Source organism: Stutzerimonas tianxiuensis (assembly GCF_053470365.1).
Genome location: NZ_JBPVWS010000001.1, coordinates 92,472 through 110,727 on the forward strand (window position 1 = coordinate 92,472; position 18,256 = coordinate 110,727).

Genomic DNA, 18,256 nt, shown 5'->3' on the forward strand with positions numbered 1-18,256 from the left:
CACAGGAGGCACCGATGCATCCGTTCAGCTTTGCCACAACCGCCCAACTGATTTGTGAGCCCGGCTCGTCGCGCCGGCTGGCCAGTCTCTGCAAGGAGCGCGAGGCGCGTTCCGTATTGGTCGTGACCGATCCTGGGATTACCCGCTTCGGCCTGCTCAACGAGGTGCTCCCGGGTTTCGAGACGGAAGGGTTGAAGGTCGCCGTTTACGATCAGGTCGTCGCAGATCCGCCGGAAGCCATCGTGCTGGCCGCCGTCGAGCAGGCCCGGTCAGCTGGCGCTGATCTGGTGATCGGCTTTGGTGGCGGCAGCTCGATGGATGTCGCCAAGCTGGTGGCCCTCCTGGCACACCCGGACAACACCCAGACCCTGCAGGATATCTACGGCGTCGGTAACGCCAAGGGCAAGCGTTTGCCGTTGATTCAGGTGCCGACCACCGCAGGCACCGGTTCCGAGGTCACTCAGATCGCCATTATCACCACCGGCGAAACCACCAAGATGGGCGTGGTTTCGCCCCTGCTGCTGCCGGATCTGGCGCTGCTCGACGCTGACCTTACCCTCGGCTTGCCTCCGGCGGTAACCGCCGCTACCGGGATCGACGCCATGGTGCACGCCATTGAGGCCTACACCAGCGCGTTGAAGAAAAACCCGATGTCCGACCTGCTGGCGCGCGAGGCGCTGCGTCTGCTGGCGGCCAACCTAGACGAAGCCGTACACAACGGCAGCAACCGCGAGGCGCGCCAGGCCATGCTGCTCGGTGCCTGCCTGGCCGGGCAGGCCTTCGCCAACGCACCGGTGGCTGCGGTGCATGCGCTGGCCTATCCGCTGGGCGGCAACTTCCACATTCCGCACGGGCTGTCGAACGCGCTGGTGCTGCCGCAGGTGTTGCGCTTCAACGTCAATGCGGCGACCACCCATTACGGCGAGCTGGCGCCGATCATCCTTGGTGATCGGCTGCGCACCGATGACCCGTCGACCTATGCCGAGCAGCTAATCCAGGAGTTCGAGCAGATGAGCGCTCGCGTCGGTCTGCCGACCCGTTTGCGCGACGCCGGTGTGCCGGAGGACATGTTGCCGCAACTGGCGAAGGAGGCGATGCTCCAGCAGCGTCTGCTGGTCAACAATCCACGCGAAGTGACCGAGGCTGATGCCTTGGCCATCTACCGCGCCGCGTACTGACCCTATTGGTGCGCCGCGTCGCCTGCGGTGTGCCGGTTGCTGAACAAGGACTTCTCGAATGGCTGAACAACCGCAGCACCTGCGCGCCAATTACCGTCACTTCCAGCCGATCACTACTCGCTGGCATGACAACGATATCTATGGCCACGTGAACAACGTCGTCTACTACAGCTATTTCGACAGCGCGGTGAACGCCTATCTGATTGCACGTGGCGGGTTGGATATTCACGAAGGTGAGGTGGTGGGCTTCGTCGTCAGTTCTTCGTGCGACTACTTTGCCTCCATCGCCTTTCCCGATGTGCTGGAAGTCGGGCTACGGGTCGGCAAGCTTGGCAACAGCTCGGTGCAGTACGAGCTGGCGATTTTCAAGGCAGGCGAAGCGCAGGCCTGTGCGGCGGGGCGCTTCGTGCATGTGTTCGTGGACCGCGCCAGCAACCGGCCGACGCCGATCCCGAGCGGTTTGCGCCAGGCCTTGGAAGCGCTGGTAATGACGGCCGAATAACCGCAGCTCTGTGGTTAGACAGCTGAACGGCCGAACTTGTCGGCCGTTCAGCTGTGGCTGGTCGCGCCGCGCTACGGAGCGGCTGACTCAGCGGTGATGCTTGTGTTTGTGCTTCCAGTGTCCCTTGGCTTTGCCCGGGTGGCCGTAGTAACGGCGGTCGTCACGGTAGCGACGGTCATTGCGATAGTCATCATCGTCGCCGTAGGCATTGCCGATCGCGCCGCCGGCGCCGCCACCCACGGCTGCACCAATCAGGCCGCCGGTGCTGCCCCCGACGCGCTGGCCGACCACGTTACCGCCCGCTGCGCCAAGGCCACCACCGATGGCCGCTTCGGTGCGGCTGCGCTTGTCGGCGCCGACCATGCCGCCCGCAGCGCCGCCGACACCGGCGCCGATGGTCGCGCCGGTGGAGCCGCCAAGATGCTCACCGACGACCGAGCCGAGTGCACCGCCCAATGCTCCGCCGACAGCGGCTTCGGTGTTGCTCGCGGCGGCGATACCGCCGTAGGTCAGGCCTAGGGAAAGAACTATCAGCTGCAGGGACTTCATGTACACCTCGATAGCAAAGCCGGCGTGCGGCGAAATTGCCGTCATAGACCGGCTGGCCGGTGCCGGGTTCCACGGGCAGCCATCGGGTTCGCAAAACCTGGACGTGGTTCACATGTAGCCAAATCGTCCGCCTCTTCTCCGCCCGGAAAAGGCTCGTGGAGCCCGACCTCAGCGCCGCGTCAGGGCGTCATCTCATTGACTGGTTTCATCGTTTAGCTAACAACTGGCAGGCCGCTACTGTGCGGCCTGCTGAATACAAATGTTGACGTCTGGGTGCGTTCGACAAAGGAGCGCCTCGTTGATGGAGGCGCTGCCGAGGCGAACTCGATCAGTGAATATGCCGAGCAGCCTGGTACCTGTTGAATGGGTTTGACGCTTGTTGATGGTCCGCGTAGTTGCCGCTCGATAGAGTTGGATAGTCATCGCTCTCCATGCTCGAAATACGATCGGCCACCCGGTGCGTCGGCCCTGAGCAGAGCCCGACCACCACCTCGTAGGCTGAGCCTGAGCAGATCGAACCGCAGGTACAGCCCTGAGTCGGATATTCTTACAGCACGCCTGCAAGGAAAGTTCGATATGCCTCGTCCTGCACCCCTGAATGCTGCCGCGCCCATCGCCAGTTCGGCGCCGGCCGCCTATAGCTATGCGGAGCTGAATGCCTCGGAAAATACGGGCGACGCGGTGCTGGCCGAGGAGTGCGCGCTGGCCATCGCCTACAACGGCATCAGCCACGCGGTGATGATGGTCTCGCCCAGCGCGCTGGAGGACTTCGTCGTCGGCTTCAGCCTGAGCGGCGAGCTGGTTGGCAGCGTCGACGAGATCTACGACATCCAGCTCAGTCGGCGCGGCGACGCGTTCAGCGCCGAGGTAGAGATCGGCAATCGAGCGTTCTGGGCACTCAAACAACAGCGCCGCAACCTGGCCGGTACCAGCGGTTGCGGTCTGTGTGGGGTGGAGGCGATCGATCAGGCGCTACCGCAATTGACCCCGCTGGCGTCCAGCCCCTTACCGCCGGCCGCGCACCTGCAGGAGCTGCGCGCGCGGATCAACGATGCGCAGCGCCTGGCGCGGCAAAGCGGTGCGCTGCACGCCGCACTGTTTGTCGACGAACATGGCGAGATCGTGCTGTGCCGTGAGGACATCGGCCGGCACAACGCGCTGGACAAGCTGATCGGCGCGCTGCGCCGCGAAGGGCGTGACGGCTATCGGGGCTTCGCGGTGGTCACCAGCCGCTGCAGCCTGGAGCTGATCCACAAGGCTGTGCGTGCGGGTTTGTCGACGCTGGTCAGCCTTTCAGCACCGACCGATCTCTGCGTGCGCTGGGCGCGCCAGCACCGGCTCAACCTGATCCATCTGCCGCACCACAGCGCCCCGCGGGTATACAGCCCGGCGCTTACGACCGAGCGCGCGCATCCCCGCTAACCTTCGGGCTTCCCGCCGTTTGCATGCAAACGGCGCCCCTAGACGTTTGTGACGCCGCTGTACCTGCACGGCTCTACTCGAGCTCCTGGGCCAGCATGGCGCGGATGCGCGTGGCCAGCAGGTCGATGGTGAAGGGTTTGCTGATCATGTCCATGCCCTTGTCGAGAAAGCCGCTGCTGGCCGCCTGTTCGGCGTAGCCGGTCATGAACAGCACGCGCAGGGTGGGCCGCAGCTGGCGTGCGATGTCGGCCAGCTGACGGCCGTTCATGCCCGGCAGGCCGACATCGGAAATGAGCAGGTCCAGCGGTTCGCCGCTGACCAGGATAGCCACCGCCGCGTTGGCCTCGGCCGCTTCCAGAGCGCGGTAGCCGAGCATGTCCAGCACGTCCATGACCAGCATGCGCACCGCGGCATCGTCCTCCACCACCAGCACCCGTTCGCCCTGCAGCGCTTTCGGCACCTGCTCGGCAGGGGCGTCAGGTACAACCTGAGTTTGAAGATCGCAGTGTGCCGGCAAGTAGAGGGTGACCTCGGTGCCTTGGCCCGGCTCGCTGCGGATCTGCACATGGCCGCCGGCCTGGCGGGCGAAGCCGTAGATCATCGACAGGCCGAGCCCGGTGCCCTGGCCGATGGGTTTGGTGGTGAAGAATGGCTCGAACGCAGCCGCCAGGACCTTGGGCGTCATGCCGCAGCCACTGTCGATCACGCTGAGGCTGACGTAGTGCCCGGGGGCCATGTCACCGATTTCACCGGGCTGCTGCAGCATCACGTTGGCCGTGGCGATATACAGGCTGCCGCCGTCGGGCATGGCGTCGCGGGCGTTGATGACCAGGTTGAGCAGTGCGCTTTCCAGCTGGTTGTCGTCGCTGTGGGCTGGCCACAGGTCCGGCTGCAGCTGTGCGTCGACCAGGATGTGGCTGCCCAGTGTGCGCACCATCAGGTCGTGCATGGACTCGACCAGCGCATTGATGTCGACCCGCTTGAGATTCAACGGCTGGCGACGGGCAAAGGCTAGCAGCCGGTGGGTGAGCGCCGCCGCGCGGTTGGCCGAGGTGACCGCCGCGTCGATGAAACGCTGGGTTTCGGCGTGTCGGCCGGTCTGGTTGTAGCGCTGGATAAGGTCCAGCCCACCGATGATGCCGGTGAGCATGTTGTTGAAGTCGTGAGCGATGCCGCCGGTGAGCTGGCCCACCGCTTCCATCTTCTGCGCCTGGCGCAGCGCTTCCTGCGCCTGCTCACGACTGGCCATTTCCTTGAGCAGGCGCTCGTAGACTTCCGCCAGCGCCTCGGTGCGCTCCTGTACCCGACTTTCCAGCGTCTCGTTGAGCTCACGCAGCGCCTGTTCTGCTTCCCAGCGCTCGGTGACGTCCTGAGCCAGCACGAAAAAGCCCTGTACCTCACCCTGGTCGTCGCGGCGCGGCAGGTATTGGACCTGGGTTTGGCGTGGTTTGCCGTCGCGGTGCGAGCTGTAGGCTTCGAAGCTCAGTTCCTGGCCGGCCAGTGCCGCCTTGATGTGAGCCTCGCGAATGGCATAGGCCTCTTCACCGATGACCTCGCGAACGCTTTTGCCGTATAGCGACTCGGGGCTTAAGCCATACCAGCTTTCATAGTGGCTGTTGTTGAAACGAAAGCGCTCATCTCGATCAACGTAGCCGATAAGCACCGGCAAGGCGTCGTTGATCATCTTGATTTCAGCGTTCCGGCGGCGCAGTGCCTCCTCTTCGCTTGGCCGAAGACAGAGCAGCTGCCCAACGATCTGTTGCCCGTCGCGGATGGGGCTGATGGCGATATCGAAGCCAACATTGCTGCCCGGCGACAGGCTACTGTCGACAGGGTGATAGTTGCGCAGTGTGCAGGTCCGGTTGCGCTCAGCGAGCGGACTCGCATGGTGCAGATCCGGCCAGTTGTCGCCCCAGGATGTCGCGACTGGTGCCCCGAGCGCCCCCGAATGGTGGTCTCCGATGGCAGCGGCATGCGCATCGTTGTACAGCTGCAGGCTGGCTTCGCCCCACAGGATGCACATTGGCAGCGGCGTCTCGAGCACGGTATCGAGCAGTACGCGCAGAACGGTCGGCCATTGTTCGACCGGGCCTAGCACCGTTGTGCTCCAGTCGTGCAGGCGGATCTGCCGGCCCATTTCGCTGCGCTCGGAAGGCCAGAATCCTGCGTCTACAACCATAGTCCTTCCATTCTGAGGCGCCAGGGTTCTACCCGCATCGCACCTATGCCGAGTTCATGTACACGCTGGACGTCAGTCAACTGGATCGCCTTTTTCATCATCCGCTGGCCGTCTCAATAAGGCGGATACGTATGCGTCTGAGTTAAGCACGCCCGCATCTTTCGGTCAGGCCGAGAAGCCCTGCAGGCTGCGGATCAGCTCGAGATAATCGTCCACAGCGGTGAATTCTTCAGTGTCTTTCCTGCCTCGGCGACTGTCCGGTTCGCTGATGGCCAGCAGGTGAGCGATGCCGTAAGCCCGCGCACTGCGCAGTACGGACAGGCTGTCGTCAATGAAAAGCGCGGTTGCCGGATTGAAATCCAGATCCGTTTTCAGGGCATGCCAGAACTGGGCTTGCTCCTTGGGGAAGCCATAGTCGTGTGAACTGATCAGACGATTGAACCAGGGTGCCAGTTCGATACGTTCGAGCTTCAGCGACAACGAGTCGCGGTGGGCATTGGTGATCAACACCACGCGCTTGCCCGCATCACGCAGGGCGGCGAGAAATTCGTCGGCAGCCGGGCGCAGGGCGATCAGGTCGGCGATCTCTCGCTTCATCTCACGAATCGGCAGGTTCAGCTCGCGGGTCCAGAAGTCCAGGCAGTACCAAGTGAGCTTGCCCTCATGTTCATTGAACAGCGGGGCCAGCTCCAGTTCGGCCATGGCACGGCTTATGCCATGCCGTTCGGCATAGCGCTGCGGCAGCAGGTCGAGCCAGAAATGGTTGTCGAAATGCAGATCCAGCAGGGTGCCGTCCATGTCCAGCAGGACGGTGTCGATCTCGGACCAGGGCAGTGAAGCGATCATGGCGGGCTCTTGTTCGGCGGTTGGCACCCATGGTGCGACAGCGGTCGGCTCGATGCAAAGCGTTCGCGGCGATCACAAAAAGCCGGGTTATGATTGGCCTTCGCGTTCCAAGGATATCCCCATGCGCCAGAAACCTACCGTACTTGCCCGTGAGATTGTCGCCAGCAGCCGCCTGTTCCGTGTCGAGGAGCTGCAGCTGCGGTTTTCCAACGGCGTGGAGCGTACCTACGAACGGCTGGTCGGCAAGGGGACCGGTTACGGCGCGGTGATGATCGTCGCGCTGGAAGCCGACGGCCGGGCGCTGCTGGTGGAGGAATACTGCGGCGGTACCGATACCTACGAACTGTCGCTGCCCAAGGGGTTGATCGAGCCGGGCGAAGACGTGCTCGACGCGGCCAACCGGGAGTTGAAAGAGGAGGCCGGTTTCGGCGCGCGCAGCCTGGAATTGCTCACCGAACTGTCGCTGTCGCCGGGCTACATGAGCCAGAAGATTCAGGTGGTACTGGCGCGTGACCTGTATCCCGAGCAGCTGCCGGGGGACGAGCCTGAGCCGATGCGTGTCGATCGGGTGGATCTGCGGGAATTGTCCAGCCTGATCCAGAACCCGCAGTTCAGCGAAGGGCGCGCCCTCGCGGCCCTTTATCTGGCGCGTGATCTGCTCAGCCAGCGGGGGGAGTTCGCGCTATGAGCCATCCCTATCTGGCCCCCGTCATTGAACTGGTCCGCGCTGCCGGTGAGGCCATCCTGCCGCACTGGCGCACCGATGTGCAGGTGCATGAGAAGGCCGATGCTTCGCCCGTGACCGCCGCTGATATGGCGGCTCATTATCTGCTGGCCGATGGCCTCCGGGCGCTCGATGCGGCCATCCCGGTATTGTCCGAGGAAGACTGCGCGCTGGATCTTGCCGAGCGTGCCGGCTGGTCGCGTTGGTGGTTGGTCGATCCGCTGGACGGCACCAAGGAATTCATCGCCGGTAGCGAAGAATTCACCGTAAATGTCGCGTTGATCGAGCAGGGGCGGGTGCTGTTCGGAGTGGTCGGGGTTCCGGCCAATGGCCGCTGCTATTACGGCGGTGCTGCATTTGGCGCCTGGCGTGCTGAAGCAGACGGTGCGGCGCAGCCCTTGCGGGTGCGTCATCAGGCTGCGGGCGAGTTCACCGTCGTTGCGAGCCGTCGCCACTCGAGCCCGGCGCAGGAGCGTTTGCTCTATGGCTTGCGGCAACGTTTTGGCGAGCTGGCATTAGCCAGTGTCGGCAGCTCGCTGAAGTTCTGCCTGTTGGCCGAAGGAGCCGCCGACTGTTACCCGCGGCTGGCACCGACTTCACAGTGGGACACGGCGGCGGCCCAGGGCGTGCTGGAGGGCGCCGGCGGCGAGGTGCTGGATATTGCCGGCGCCGCCCTGACCTACGAAGCGCGGGAGAATTTCCTCAACCCCTCATTCCTGGCGCTACCGCGTGACGCCGAATGGCGGGCCGAGCTGATCGAGCTGGCTGGCCGCTGACGCCGAGGTGCTCCGGAGGCCGGTTATTCGCGCGGTGACTCGGTCGCGCATAAGGCCATGCTAGGATTCTTGCGGTGACCAAGCCGAGCGCTTGAGTTGGAACGCTGGAGCTGCCTGTGTCGAAAACCCCCACCGGGATACGTCAATGGATCTGGCGTGCCTTCGTTCAGACAACATTGATCCCACTGGTGCTGGTCGAGGTCGTGCTGATCGCGGCCTACCTGCTGACCAACAGCGCCATCCGCGATGCGCAGATCGAGCACCTGCGCGAAACGGCGCTTTCCGAATTGCAAACGGCCGTGGCGCGTGAGTCGCGGGTGATCAGCCAGCAGCTGCAGGAAGTGGCGAACGCGGCCACTCTGTTTCGTAATTTCTCCCGTCGTGCGTTGGAAGACGACAGCCCGGTGGCGCCGGTGCCGCTTGAACTCAATGCCGATGGGGTGCGCTATAGCCCCCGCGACCTGGGCGGCGCCGCCAGCTTCTACTCTGGGCTGACGCCCCCGGAACGCCAGGATCTGCAGAAGGTAGCCAAGCTACAGCGGCTCGACCCGCTGATGAAGGAGCTGCACGCCAGCAACCCGCTGATCGCCAGCCTCTATTTCAACAGCTGGGACAGCTACAACCATATCTACCCCTGGTTCGATACGGCTCAGCAGTACGCGCCGGATGTGCACATCCCCAGCTACAACTTCTATTACCTGGCCAACGCTTGGCACAACCCCGCGCGCAAGGTGGTGTGGACCGACGTCTACCTCGACCCGGCCGGGCAGGGCTGGATGATGTCGGCCGTGGCGCCGGTTTACCGAGGGGACATGCTCGAAGGCGTCAGCGGTATCGACATCACTGTCAGCGGCCTCCTGAATCAGATCAGTAACCTGCGAGTGCCCTGGGACGGCTATGCCATGCTGGTCAGCCGCGACCTGAGCATCATGGCCCTGCCGGAGTCGGGCGAGCGGGAGTTCGAGCTCAACGAGCTGACCGATCACTATTACAACGACGCGGTGCGCCGGGAAACGCTCAAGCCTGAAGATTTCCGCCTTGATCGCCGCGGCCAGACCCGCGAGCTGGCAAAGGCGGTCGCTACGCAGAGCGAAGGGGTCATGAGCCTGGAGCTGAAAGGTGAACAACGGCTGGTTGCCTGGACGACGGTGCCGCAAACCGGCTGGCACCTGATGGCGGTGGTCGAAGAAAACGCAGTGTTCAGCCAGACCAATGCCTTGGCCAGTCGCTTTCAACAGATCGGCTATCTGCTGATTGCCGGGTTGGTAATGTTCTACCTGCTGTTTTTTGCCTTCATGTGGCTGCGCGCGCGTCAGCTCAGTCAGGCGTTGCTGAAGCCGATCGCGGGCATCTCGCAGATGATGGGGCAGATCGGCCTCGGTCGGTGGCGGCCGGAGCCCGTCTCGTCAGAGATTCGCGAGCTGGATGATCTGGCGCAGCACACCCGAGGCATCGGCGCCCAGCTTGAGGACAGCGAGGCGCAGCGTACCCAGGCTCAGGAGCGTCTCGAACTGGTGCTTGAAAGCGCCACTGAAAGCCTCTGGGAAAACGATATGCGTCGCGGCGTGATGCAGCTTCGCGGGCGGCTGCCAGCGCGCTTCGGGTTGTCTTCTGCACAGCTGAGCGAGGCTCAGTTTCTGCAGCGTATCCATCCGCTCGACGTCGCCCAGGTACAGGCCGAACTCGACCGCATGCACGAAGGGCAGGCGCTGCGCTATGAGAGCGAGTACCGCTTCGCTGATGCGCTGGGTGAATATCACTGGCTGCTCAGTCGCGGCCGCGTGCTGGAGCGCGACCCGCAAACAGGCGAAGCGACCCTGGTGGCTGGTACGCATGTGGATATCGATGCCATCAAGCGGGTCGAGGACGATTTGCGCCAGGCCATCCAGCAGGCACATGCGGCCAACGAGGCCAAGACTCATCTGATCTCCAGCATCAGCCATGAGCTGCGTACGCCGCTCAACGCCATCCTTGGGTTCGCCCAGCTGATGCGCATGGACTGCTCGCCGGATGCTCAGCCGGAAGCTGCTGAGTATCTCGATGAGATCCTGTTGGCCAGCCGGCATCTGAACCAGTTGCTTGGCGATATTCTCGACTGGTCGAGCCTGCAGGCCGAGCGGCCGCAGCTGACGCTAAAAACCGTCGAAGTCACTGCTTTGATGCATGAGTGCGCCGAGCTGGTGGCGCTTGATGTTCAGCGCCACGGCCTGCGGTTGGAATTCGATTTGCCGCCCGGGCCCGTCGAAGTGCAGGGCGAGCCGCGTCGGTTACGTCAGGTGCTGCTCAATCTGCTGTCCAACGCCATCAAGTACAACAAGCCAGACGGGAAGATTGTGCTGCGCATCGATACGGTCGCCGGCCAGGCAAGGCTGGTGGTCGAAGACACGGGTCTTGGCATCGACGAGAGTTTGCAGGCGCAGCTGTTCGAGCCGTTTCGCCGGCTTGGCCGCGAGAGTTCGAACATCCAGGGTGCGGGCATCGGCCTTTCGCTGTGCCTGGAGTACGCCAAGCTGATGGGCGGCAGTATCGGGGTGAAGAGTGCGCCTGGAGCCGGCAGTCGCTTCTGGATCGCCCTGCCGTTGGCGGGTGCGCAGAGCGCCCGGCCGCTTCGCCAGCGGCCGCGGATCGTCTATGTCGAAGATGACCCGGCCAGCCAGCTGCTGGTGCGCAAGGCCCTGGCTGATCTGGCTGAGGTCAGCGTCATCGGCAATGGGCGGATGGCCTTGGAACACTTGCTGGTCGATCCGCCGGAGTTGCTGCTGCTGGATTTCAACCTGCCGGAGCTTGATGGTGAGCAGTTGCTGCGTTTGCTGCGTCAGGCCCCGACCACCCAATGGCTGCCGGTGCTCGTGCTGAGTGCGGTGAGCGAGAAGAAGGCCGGGCTCGACTGCCAGGGCTGGCTGAGCAAGCCGCTGGACCTCGACGAGCTGCGTCGGCAGGTCCGGGATTGCCTTCAGGAGTTCGATCTCCATCCGGGTTGAGCCCGCAGATCAGTCGACGCGCTCACCGCAGAGGTCGAGGGCGAACCAGTGCTCGACTTCAGTCTGCGACAGCCCGGTGCCGAGCAGCGCGAACAACTTGCCCAGCGCGGCCTCCCGCGTCATGCCGCCGCCTGACATCAGCCCACTGGCAGCCAGTTTGCTGCCAGCCGCATAGATGCTGAATTCGACGTGCCCCTGCGGACACTGGCTGATCGCGGCCAGTACAACGCCGCGCTGATGGGCGTCCTGCAGCGCCTTCAGCAGATCAGCATCATCCGCGGGCCCAGTACCGCTGCCATAGCACTCGATGAGCACGCCCTCCACGCTACTGGACAGCAAGGCGTGCACCTGCGTCGCCTGAATGCCTGGGTAGAGCGGCAGCACCGCGAGGTTCACCTGCTGACGCGATTGGCGGTAGTCGAGTGTTGCGGGAATAGCGGGTGCGCGCTGGCCCTGACGCAGCCGTGGCAGTACGCCGAAGGCATCGAGGCTGGCGGTTCCGAGCTTGCTGACTCGAGCACCGTGCATCAGTTTGCCGGCGAAGTAGAGATGCACGCCTGGCTCGACGCCCGCGTGCAGCGCCTGCATCGCCCCGAACAGGTTGTCCCAGGCGTCACTACCGGGCGCGCCGGCCGGCAACATCGCGCCCGTCAGCACCACCGGCACCTGGAGGCCCAGCAGCAGGAAACTCAGCGCAGCGGCGCTGTAGGCGAGGGTGTCGGTGCCATGCAGGACCAGCACGGCGTCGCAGTTGTCCTGCTCGACACCGGCTCGGATCGCCTCGACCATTGCCAGCCAGTGAGTCTGGTTCATGTTGGCGCTGTCGATGGCGGGCAGCAGTTCGCGGAATTGCCAGTCAGGCAAGGCCAGCTCGGGTTGTTTGTCCTGCTGGTCGCGCAGTCGGCTGGCAAAGCCGGAGGCGGGCATCAGCCCTTCGGCGCTCTGCTGCATGCCGATGGTGCCGCCGGTGTACAGCACCAGGGTGTTTCTGGAAGCCGGCATAGGGGTCTCCTAATGAAAACAGGGGCCAGCGGCCCCTGTTCAAACGACGCGGAGCAACTTAACGCTGATGTGCCTGAGGGGCCGCCGTGGCGGTGTTGACCGTCGATTCACTGCCGACTCTGGCTGGCCAGACGCTCGGGTCCAGATCCAGATCGGCGAAGTTCTTTGGATCGAATACCGGCGACTCGACACCTGCCTTGCGCTGGCTATCGTAATCGCGCATCAGGCGCAGGCCTACCTTGAACAGCAGCGCCAGGGCAATCAAGTTGCAAATTGCCAGCAGGCCCATGGTGACGTCGGCAAAGCCGAACACCGTGCCCAGGTCCTGAATCGAGCCCCACATCACCAGGCCGATAACCATGACGCGGTACACCAGAACTGGCCAGCGCTTGCCGGTGAAGAAGCCCAGTGCGTTCTCGCCGAGGTAGTAGTTGTAGATCAGCGTGGTGAACACGAACAGCAGCAACGCGACGCTGATGAACACCCGGCCCCACTCACCGACGACGGCGGCCACAGCGGTTTGCGTCAGCACCACACCGGCCATTTCGCTGCCCGGCTCGAACACGCCGGAGAGGATGATGATCAGCGCGGTGCAGCTGCACAGGATGATGGTGTCGATGAATACGCTCAGCGACTGCACGATGCCCTGCGCCACAGGGTGCTTGACCTCAGCCACCGCCGCCACGTTGGGCGCACTGCCCAGGCCCGCTTCGTTGGAAAACAGGCCACGCTTGACGCCCATGATGATGGCCGCGCCGATGCCGCCGGCGAAAGCGGGTTCCAGGCCGAAGGCACTGCGGAAGATGGTGCCGAATGCCTCAGGAATGGCGCTGGCGTTGCTGCCGATGACAAAGATCGCCATGGCGATGTAGGAGAACGCCATGATCGGTACCAGTACGTCGGCGAACTTGGCGATGCGCTTGATGCCACCGAAGATGATCAGGCCGATTACCACCATCAACACGATGCCGCTGACAAAGGTTGGCACGCCGAAGGTGTCGTTCATCGAGCTGGCGACGGTGTAGGACTGCACGGCGTTGAAGCCGAAGCCAAAGGTCACCAGCAGCAGCAGCGACACGACGATGCCCAGCCAGCGCTGGCCGAGGCCGTGCTCGATATAGAAGGCCGGGCCGCCGCGATAGCCGCCGTCGGGCTCGCGGCGCTTGTACAGCTGGGCCAGGGAGCATTCGAAGTAACTGGTGGCCATGCCGACCAGCGCCACGATCCACATCCAGAAGATTGCGCCTGGCCCGCCGAGCATGATGGCGACCGAAACACCGGCAATGTTGCCGGCGCCGACGCGACCGGCGACGCTGAGCATTAGCGCCTGGAACGAGCTGAGCTGGCCTGGCTGGCGTTTGAAGGCTTCAGCGAAGATGTGAAACATGCTGCCGAAATAGCGGAACTGGACGAAGCGCGAGGCAATGGTGAAGAACAGGCCGAGGCCTATCAGCATCACGATGAGCAGCTTGCTCCAGATGAGATCGTTGAGAAGATCGAGCATGGCGGAGAGGTCTCTCTTGTTGTTTTGACAAATGGTGAAACACCGACCCGGAATGGTTAGCCAGACCCCGCGGTCATTCAATTACGCGGGTCGCGGCGATCTGGCGCGAGTTGATGCTAGAATCGCGCCGCTCGCATCACCGGACATCTCAATGCAAGACCACCTCGGCGCCAATCTCAAGCTGCTCTGCAGCCATTACCGCTCGATCGCCGAGGTCTGTCGAAAGCTGACGATCAACCGCGCCCAGTTCAATAAGTACCTGAACGGGCAGAGCCGCCCAACCGCACACAACCTCAAGCGCATCTGCGATTTCTTTGGCGTGGAAAGCTACGAACTGAGCCTGCCGAGCGACCAGTTCACTCAGCTGATTGGCATGCGCAGTCACGACCAGGAGCGCATCGCTGCCAGCGACCCGCTGCTGGAGTTGTTCCAACCCCTGCGCGACAACGCCAATAGCCTCTCCCGTTATTGCGGCTACTACTTCGAATACGCCAACTGTATGTCGGTGCCGGGGCAGATTCTGCTGTCGCTGGTGCATCTGCGCGAGGACCGTGGCAGCTTCGTCTTCGAGCGTCAGGAGCGCCAGGAGCAGTCGCGTGCCGACAACCCAAGGGCCGAGGACTGGGTGGTGCGTTGTCGTTACCTCGGCGCGGCGTTCTACCTGCAGGATCGCCTGTTTCTGATGGATTACGAATCGCTGACCGGAAACGAGATGAGCCAGACCATCCTCATTCCCAGTTTCAAGAGCCGCATCAGCCGCCTCAACGGCCTGAAGACAGGCGTCTCCAGCGGCGACCGCCGTACCCCGGCCTGCACTCGCGTGGTCTGGGAGTACCTGGGCAGCGAGATCAATCGTGTTAATGCGTATCGACAGGTGATGCTCTATGGCCTGGATGACCCGCGCATTGACCCGGAAATCCGCGATCGACTGGCTGCGGTGTCGTTGCAGGATGGTTTGTTCGAGATCGAGTAAGGCCGGTGCTAGCTGCCGAGCGGCTGCGGCGGTCGCTTAGGCGCACCACAGCTCGGCAAGATGGAAGAGCCTGAAAGCGCGGTCGTCACGCGGCGATGGCGCCGCGCGCGCCACCGCCCTGGCGGCAGGTTCAGCAGAGTTCAGGATGCTTGACGCAGGTGCCGTAGCCCTCGGTTTTCATCTCGTCCAGCGCGTTCTGCAGGCGGGTAACCACTTCATCAGGCGTGTCCTTGTTCAGTGCCAGGTACAGCGGGGCGGAGTTGAACACCAGCACGGTGTTCAAGGCGCCCACGCCTTCCTGCCGGGCGTAGTAGCGCCAGACCGGGTCGGAGGTTGCCCAGAGATCGATAGTGCCGCTGAGCAGCTTCTGCAGATTTTCCTGATCCCGCAGCGAGTTGACCGGCGTGAGGCCCTGGGCTTCGACGCGCTGGCTCACGGCGCTGCTCTTGTAGGCGCCGATGGTGTAGCCCTTGGCCTGTTCCAGGCTGGTCAGCTTGAGGTTCGAGCCTGGTGCCGAGAGCAGTACGCTTTGGTACTGGGCGATGGGGCCGACCCACTTGAACAGCGGGCGGCGGTCATCGGTCATGGAGGTGGAAAAAAGCCCGTGGTCGGGGAAATCCAGGGTCGCCTGGTAAACGCGATCCCAGGGAAAGCGCAGCGTCATCGAGTAATCAATGCCTGCGCGCTTGAACATCTCCCGGACGGTGTCCGCACTGATGCCCTGAATGTGCTCTTCCTTAGCGAAGTTCTTGCCCCCCTCGGCCATGTTGAACGGCGGGAAGTTCTCGGTCTGCAGCACCACTTCGTAGCCTTGCGGCAGCTCTGCATGCGCGAGCGGCACGCCGGTAATGGTGCTGAACAACAGGGTGATGGCGAGTAGTCTGCGCATGGGGCCTCCGTGAAAGCGGCGGAGTCTACGCAAGCGAAAAAAACGGCGGCATGTGCCGCATCACGCTTTGATCGGTGCGCCTGCGCCGCCTCGCACGGAGAGCGGCGCTTGCACCTTCACTGACGAGCACCGTGGCTCTGCTGCCGCTGGTTTGCCTTGCCGGCGTTACGCCTTTAGCGGCACCAGTCGCGGCGCGATCATGTTTTCCGGGCGCAGGATGTCGTCTAGGGTGGCGTCGTCCAGCAGCTGTTCCTCTCGCACCAGTTCCAGTACGCCACGGCCGCTGAGCAGCGCCTGGCCGGCGATGCGGGTGGCGTTTTCGTAGCCGATGTAGGGGTTTAAAGCAGTGATCAGGCCGATGGAGTTTTCCATCAGGCGTCGGCAATGGTCCTCGTTGGCGGTGATGCCGACGATGCAATGCTCGCGCAGCATGTCCATGGCGCGCTGCAGCAGGCGGATCGAATCGAACAACTTGAAGGCAATCAGCGGCTCCATGACGTTGAGCTGCAGCTGCCCGGCCTCGGCGGCCATGGTCAGTGCCAGGTCATTACCAATCACCTCGAAGGCCACCTGATTGACCGCTTCGGGGATCACCGGGTTGACCTTGCCTGGCATGATCGAGCTGCCCGGCTGGCGTGGCGGCAGGTTGATTTCGTTGATGCCGGTGCGCGGGCCGCTGGAGAGCAGACGCAGGTCGTTGCAGATCTTCGACAGCTTCACCGCCAGGCGCTTGAGCATGCTGGAGAAGGTGACGAAGGCGCCCATGTCCGAGGTGGCTTCGATCAGGTCGGCAGCAGGTTTGAGCGGGTGGCCGCTGATGGTCGCCAGACGCTGCACCGCCAGGGCCTGATAGCTGGGGTCGGCGTTGATCCCGGTGCCGATGGCAGTGCCGCCGAGGTTCACCTCGACCAGCAGCTGCGGCGCGATCAGGCGCAGGTGCTCAAGGTCCTCGCCGAGGGTGGTGGCAAACGCGCGGAACTCCTGGCCGAGGGTCATGGGCACTGCGTCCTGCAGCTGGGTGCGGCCCATCTTGAGGATGTGCGCAAATTCCCCCGACTTGCCGGCAAAGGCTTGTACCAGGCTGTCGAGGCTGGCCAGCAGGGTGTCATGACCCAGCAGCAGGCCCAGGCGGATAGCGGTCGGGTAGGCGTCGTTGGTCGACTGCGCCATGTTCACGTCGTTGTTCGGGTGCAGGTGGCGATACTCGCCCTTGGCGTGGCCCATGTACTCCAGCGCCAGATTGGCGATCACTTCATTGGCATTCATGTTGGTCGAGGTGCCGGCGCCGCCCTGAATCATGTCGACGACGAACTGGTCGTGGTGCTCGCCACGGATCAGGTGCGCGCAGGCCTGACTGATTGCGGTGTGCTTGGCGCCGCTGAGGTGGCCGAGTTCTCGGTTGGCGTCCGCCGCCGCCTGCTTGACCATGGCCAGTGCCACCACCAGTTTTGGAAAGTGCGACAGCGGCACGCCGGAGAGGTGGAAGTTGCGCACCGCGCGCAGCGTCTGGATGCCGTAGTAGGCGTCAGCGGGTACATCGAGGGAGCCAAGCAGGTCTTTTTCGAGGCGGAAAGATGCAGCGGAGGACATGAGGGTTCTCATCCGAGAGAAAAGCGGCATTTGCCGCGAAGGCCGCTACCATAGGGTTTCTGCGGGTTCTGCGGCCAATGCCGTTAAACGCTGGGTCATGCGTGATCGGCATAGCGGTGGTGTGACGTCATTCGGCTGAGAAGCGTTATTGCTGCCCATCAGCATCCTATTGATTGCTCCGGGAGTCGGCATGAACATCGAAACCAAGTGGCTGGAGGATTTGGTCGCCCTGGCCGCGACTCGAAGTTTTTCCCAGGCAGCGGAGCGACGCTTCGTCACCCAGCCAGCCTTCAGTCGGCGCATCCGCAGCCTGGAAAATTGCCTTGGTTTGACCTTGGTGAACCGCGCCAAAACGCCGGTCGAGCTGACCGAGGCGGGCCAGCTGTTCCTCGTCACCGCACGCAACATGATCGATCAGATCGGCGAGGTGGTGCATTACCTGCACAACCTCGAGGGGCAGCGCGGCGAGGTGTTGCAGATTGCCGCTGCGCATTCGCTGGCGCTGGGCTTCTTTCCCGAGTGGCTGGCGCGTCTGCATCAGGACGGCGTGCCGGTGAACAGCCGACTGGTCGCAACCAATGTCGGCGAGGCGGTGCACTCGCTGCGCGAAGGCGCCTGCGACCTGATCCTCGCCTACTACGATCCTGACGCCGCGCTGCAAATGGATCCTGAACTGTTCCCGTCCCTGTCGCTGGGCCGCACCGAAATCGTTCCGGTGTGCGCGGTCGATGCCGCTGGCGAGCCCCTGTTCGACCCAGACAGCGGGCAGAGCGTCCCGCTGCTCGCCTACAGCGCTGGCGCCTCGCTCGGCCGTTCGGTCAATTTGCTGTTACGGCAGCGCGGTCTGCGCTCCTCGACGGTGTACGAAACGGCCATGGCCGACAGCCTGAAAAGCATGGCGATGCAGCGCCTCGGCCTGGCCTGGGTGCCGCGACTGAGCGTGACTGCCGAGCTGGAGCGCGGCGAACTGGTGGTTTGTGGCGGCGAGCACTGGCGCGTGCCGCTGGAGATTCGCCTGTACCGCTGCGCGTTGGTACGCAAGGCACCGGTTCGCCTGCTTTGGCGCAAGCTGGAAGCAGGCGCGGGGCAGGGTGTTGACGGCGTGCTGAAGGGGTGAAAAGCAGCCGGACTCATCGGCGCA

The 18,256-nt window shown here is 63.5% G+C and carries 15 protein-coding genes; 8 read left to right on the forward strand and 7 right to left on the reverse strand.

The window, feature by feature from the left end; translation table 11 throughout:
- Window positions 1-14: 14 nt before the first annotated feature.
- Window positions 15-1,178, forward strand: coding sequence for an iron-containing alcohol dehydrogenase (locus ACSSNI_RS00310; protein WP_200640075.1), 1,164 nt, complete (start codon window positions 15-17; stop codon window positions 1,176-1,178).
- 58 nt (window positions 1,179-1,236) lie between these two features.
- Window positions 1,237-1,680, forward strand: coding sequence for an acyl-CoA thioesterase (locus ACSSNI_RS00315; RefSeq protein ID WP_200640074.1), 444 nt, complete (start codon window positions 1,237-1,239; stop codon window positions 1,678-1,680).
- A gap of 87 nt (window positions 1,681-1,767) precedes the next feature.
- On the opposite strand, the gene ACSSNI_RS00320 is transcribed toward ACSSNI_RS00315, so the two are convergent.
- Window positions 1,768-2,229 carry a hypothetical protein gene (locus tag ACSSNI_RS00320; protein WP_200640073.1) on the reverse strand — a complete coding sequence of 154 codons (462 nt, stop codon included), beginning with the start codon at window positions 2,227-2,229 and terminating at the stop codon, window positions 1,768-1,770.
- Window positions 2,230-2,805: 576 nt separating this feature from the next.
- On the opposite strand from ACSSNI_RS00320, the gene fdhD reads away from it, so the two are divergent.
- Complete coding sequence (gene fdhD, locus ACSSNI_RS00325; RefSeq protein ID WP_200640072.1) at window positions 2,806-3,651, forward strand: formate dehydrogenase accessory sulfurtransferase FdhD; 846 nt, start codon at window positions 2,806-2,808, stop codon at window positions 3,649-3,651.
- A gap of 73 nt (window positions 3,652-3,724) precedes the next feature.
- On the opposite strand, the gene ACSSNI_RS00330 is transcribed toward fdhD, so the two are convergent.
- Together ACSSNI_RS00330 and yrfG are read right to left on the reverse strand one after the other, a co-directional pair.
- Entirely contained in the window at window positions 3,725-5,830 is a 2,106-nt protein-coding gene (locus ACSSNI_RS00330; protein WP_200640071.1) for a PAS domain-containing sensor histidine kinase, read from the reverse strand.
- Between the two features lie 165 nt (window positions 5,831-5,995).
- On the reverse strand, window positions 5,996-6,676 hold the full coding sequence (gene yrfG / locus ACSSNI_RS00335) for a GMP/IMP nucleotidase (RefSeq protein ID WP_200640070.1): 681 nt from the start codon (window positions 6,674-6,676) through the stop codon (window positions 5,996-5,998).
- A 121-nt stretch (window positions 6,677-6,797) separates the two neighbouring features.
- Between yrfG and nudE the strand changes: the two genes are divergently transcribed.
- The 3 genes from nudE to ACSSNI_RS00350 all read left to right on the forward strand — a co-directional run bounded on the left by nudE (window position 6,798) and on the right by ACSSNI_RS00350 (window position 11,157).
- Window positions 6,798-7,364, forward strand: coding sequence for an ADP compounds hydrolase NudE (nudE, locus tag ACSSNI_RS00340; RefSeq protein WP_102836778.1), 567 nt, complete (start codon window positions 6,798-6,800; stop codon window positions 7,362-7,364).
- A complete protein-coding gene (gene cysQ, locus ACSSNI_RS00345) occupies window positions 7,361-8,176 on the forward strand; it encodes a 3'(2'),5'-bisphosphate nucleotidase CysQ (RefSeq protein WP_200640069.1) in 816 nt (271 codons plus the stop codon). The genes nudE and cysQ overlap by 4 nt, the downstream gene beginning before the upstream one ends.
- Window positions 8,177-8,292: 116 nt before the next feature.
- Window positions 8,293-11,157 (forward strand): hybrid sensor histidine kinase/response regulator, encoded by a 2,865-nt coding sequence (locus ACSSNI_RS00350; RefSeq protein ID WP_418952682.1) that lies wholly within the window; start codon window positions 8,293-8,295, stop codon window positions 11,155-11,157.
- A 9-nt stretch (window positions 11,158-11,166) separates the two neighbouring features.
- On the opposite strand, the gene ACSSNI_RS00355 is transcribed toward ACSSNI_RS00350, so the two are convergent.
- Both ACSSNI_RS00355 and ACSSNI_RS00360 read right to left on the reverse strand, forming a co-directional pair.
- Complete coding sequence (locus ACSSNI_RS00355; RefSeq protein WP_200640068.1) at window positions 11,167-12,159, reverse strand: asparaginase; 993 nt, start codon at window positions 12,157-12,159, stop codon at window positions 11,167-11,169.
- Window positions 12,160-12,217: 58 nt separating this feature from the next.
- The gene (locus ACSSNI_RS00360) at window positions 12,218-13,663 is read right to left on the reverse strand and encodes an alanine/glycine:cation symporter family protein (RefSeq protein WP_200640067.1); all 1,446 of its coding nucleotides are present in this window, start codon (window positions 13,661-13,663) and stop codon (window positions 12,218-12,220) included.
- Between the two features lie 151 nt (window positions 13,664-13,814).
- On the opposite strand from ACSSNI_RS00360, the gene ACSSNI_RS00365 reads away from it, so the two are divergent.
- Window positions 13,815-14,636, forward strand: coding sequence for a helix-turn-helix domain-containing protein (locus ACSSNI_RS00365; protein ID WP_200640066.1), 822 nt, complete (start codon window positions 13,815-13,817; stop codon window positions 14,634-14,636).
- 130 nt (window positions 14,637-14,766) lie between these two features.
- Here the strand turns inward: ACSSNI_RS00365 and ACSSNI_RS00370 are convergent, their stop codons facing one another.
- Window positions 14,767-15,525, reverse strand: coding sequence for a substrate-binding periplasmic protein (locus ACSSNI_RS00370; RefSeq protein ID WP_200640065.1), 759 nt, complete (start codon window positions 15,523-15,525; stop codon window positions 14,767-14,769).
- A 165-nt stretch (window positions 15,526-15,690) separates the two neighbouring features.
- Window positions 15,691-17,115: an aspartate ammonia-lyase gene (locus ACSSNI_RS00375; RefSeq protein WP_148925576.1), complete on the reverse strand. Its 1,425-nt coding sequence runs from the start codon at window positions 17,113-17,115 to the stop codon at window positions 15,691-15,693.
- Between the two features lie 190 nt (window positions 17,116-17,305).
- Here ACSSNI_RS00375 and ACSSNI_RS00380 point away from each other — a divergent pair, with 190 nt between their 5' ends.
- Window positions 17,306-18,232 carry a LysR substrate-binding domain-containing protein gene (locus ACSSNI_RS00380; protein WP_200640064.1) on the forward strand — a complete coding sequence of 309 codons (927 nt, stop codon included), beginning with the start codon at window positions 17,306-17,308 and terminating at the stop codon, window positions 18,230-18,232.
- Window positions 18,233-18,256: the final 24 nt, after the last annotated feature.

What these genes read in the sequence shown, in the direction of transcription:
- ACSSNI_RS00310 (WP_200640075.1), top strand. Translation starts at nt 15, where the DNA reads ATGCATCCGTTCAGCTTTGCCACAACCGCCCAACTGATTTGTGAGCCC.
- ACSSNI_RS00315 (WP_200640074.1), top strand. Translation starts at nt 1,237, where the DNA reads ATGGCTGAACAACCGCAGCACCTGCGCGCCAATTACCGTCACTTCCAG.
- ACSSNI_RS00320 (WP_200640073.1), bottom strand. Translation starts at nt 2,229, where the DNA reads ATGAAGTCCCTGCAGCTGATAGTTCTTTCCCTAGGCCTGACCTACGGC.
- fdhD (WP_200640072.1), top strand. Translation starts at nt 2,806, where the DNA reads ATGCCTCGTCCTGCACCCCTGAATGCTGCCGCGCCCATCGCCAGTTCG.
- ACSSNI_RS00330 (WP_200640071.1), bottom strand. Translation starts at nt 5,830, where the DNA reads ATGGTTGTAGACGCAGGATTCTGGCCTTCCGAGCGCAGCGAAATGGGC.
- yrfG (WP_200640070.1), bottom strand. Translation starts at nt 6,676, where the DNA reads ATGATCGCTTCACTGCCCTGGTCCGAGATCGACACCGTCCTGCTGGAC.
- nudE (WP_102836778.1), top strand. Translation starts at nt 6,798, where the DNA reads ATGCGCCAGAAACCTACCGTACTTGCCCGTGAGATTGTCGCCAGCAGC.
- cysQ (WP_200640069.1), top strand. Translation starts at nt 7,361, where the DNA reads ATGAGCCATCCCTATCTGGCCCCCGTCATTGAACTGGTCCGCGCTGCC.
- ACSSNI_RS00355 (WP_200640068.1), bottom strand. Translation starts at nt 12,159, where the DNA reads ATGCCGGCTTCCAGAAACACCCTGGTGCTGTACACCGGCGGCACCATC.
- ACSSNI_RS00360 (WP_200640067.1), bottom strand. Translation starts at nt 13,663, where the DNA reads ATGCTCGATCTTCTCAACGATCTCATCTGGAGCAAGCTGCTCATCGTG.
- ACSSNI_RS00365 (WP_200640066.1), top strand. Translation starts at nt 13,815, where the DNA reads ATGCAAGACCACCTCGGCGCCAATCTCAAGCTGCTCTGCAGCCATTAC.
- ACSSNI_RS00370 (WP_200640065.1), bottom strand. Translation starts at nt 15,525, where the DNA reads ATGCGCAGACTACTCGCCATCACCCTGTTGTTCAGCACCATTACCGGC.
- ACSSNI_RS00375 (WP_148925576.1), bottom strand. Translation starts at nt 17,115, where the DNA reads ATGTCCTCCGCTGCATCTTTCCGCCTCGAAAAAGACCTGCTTGGCTCC.
- ACSSNI_RS00380 (WP_200640064.1), top strand. Translation starts at nt 17,306, where the DNA reads ATGAACATCGAAACCAAGTGGCTGGAGGATTTGGTCGCCCTGGCCGCG.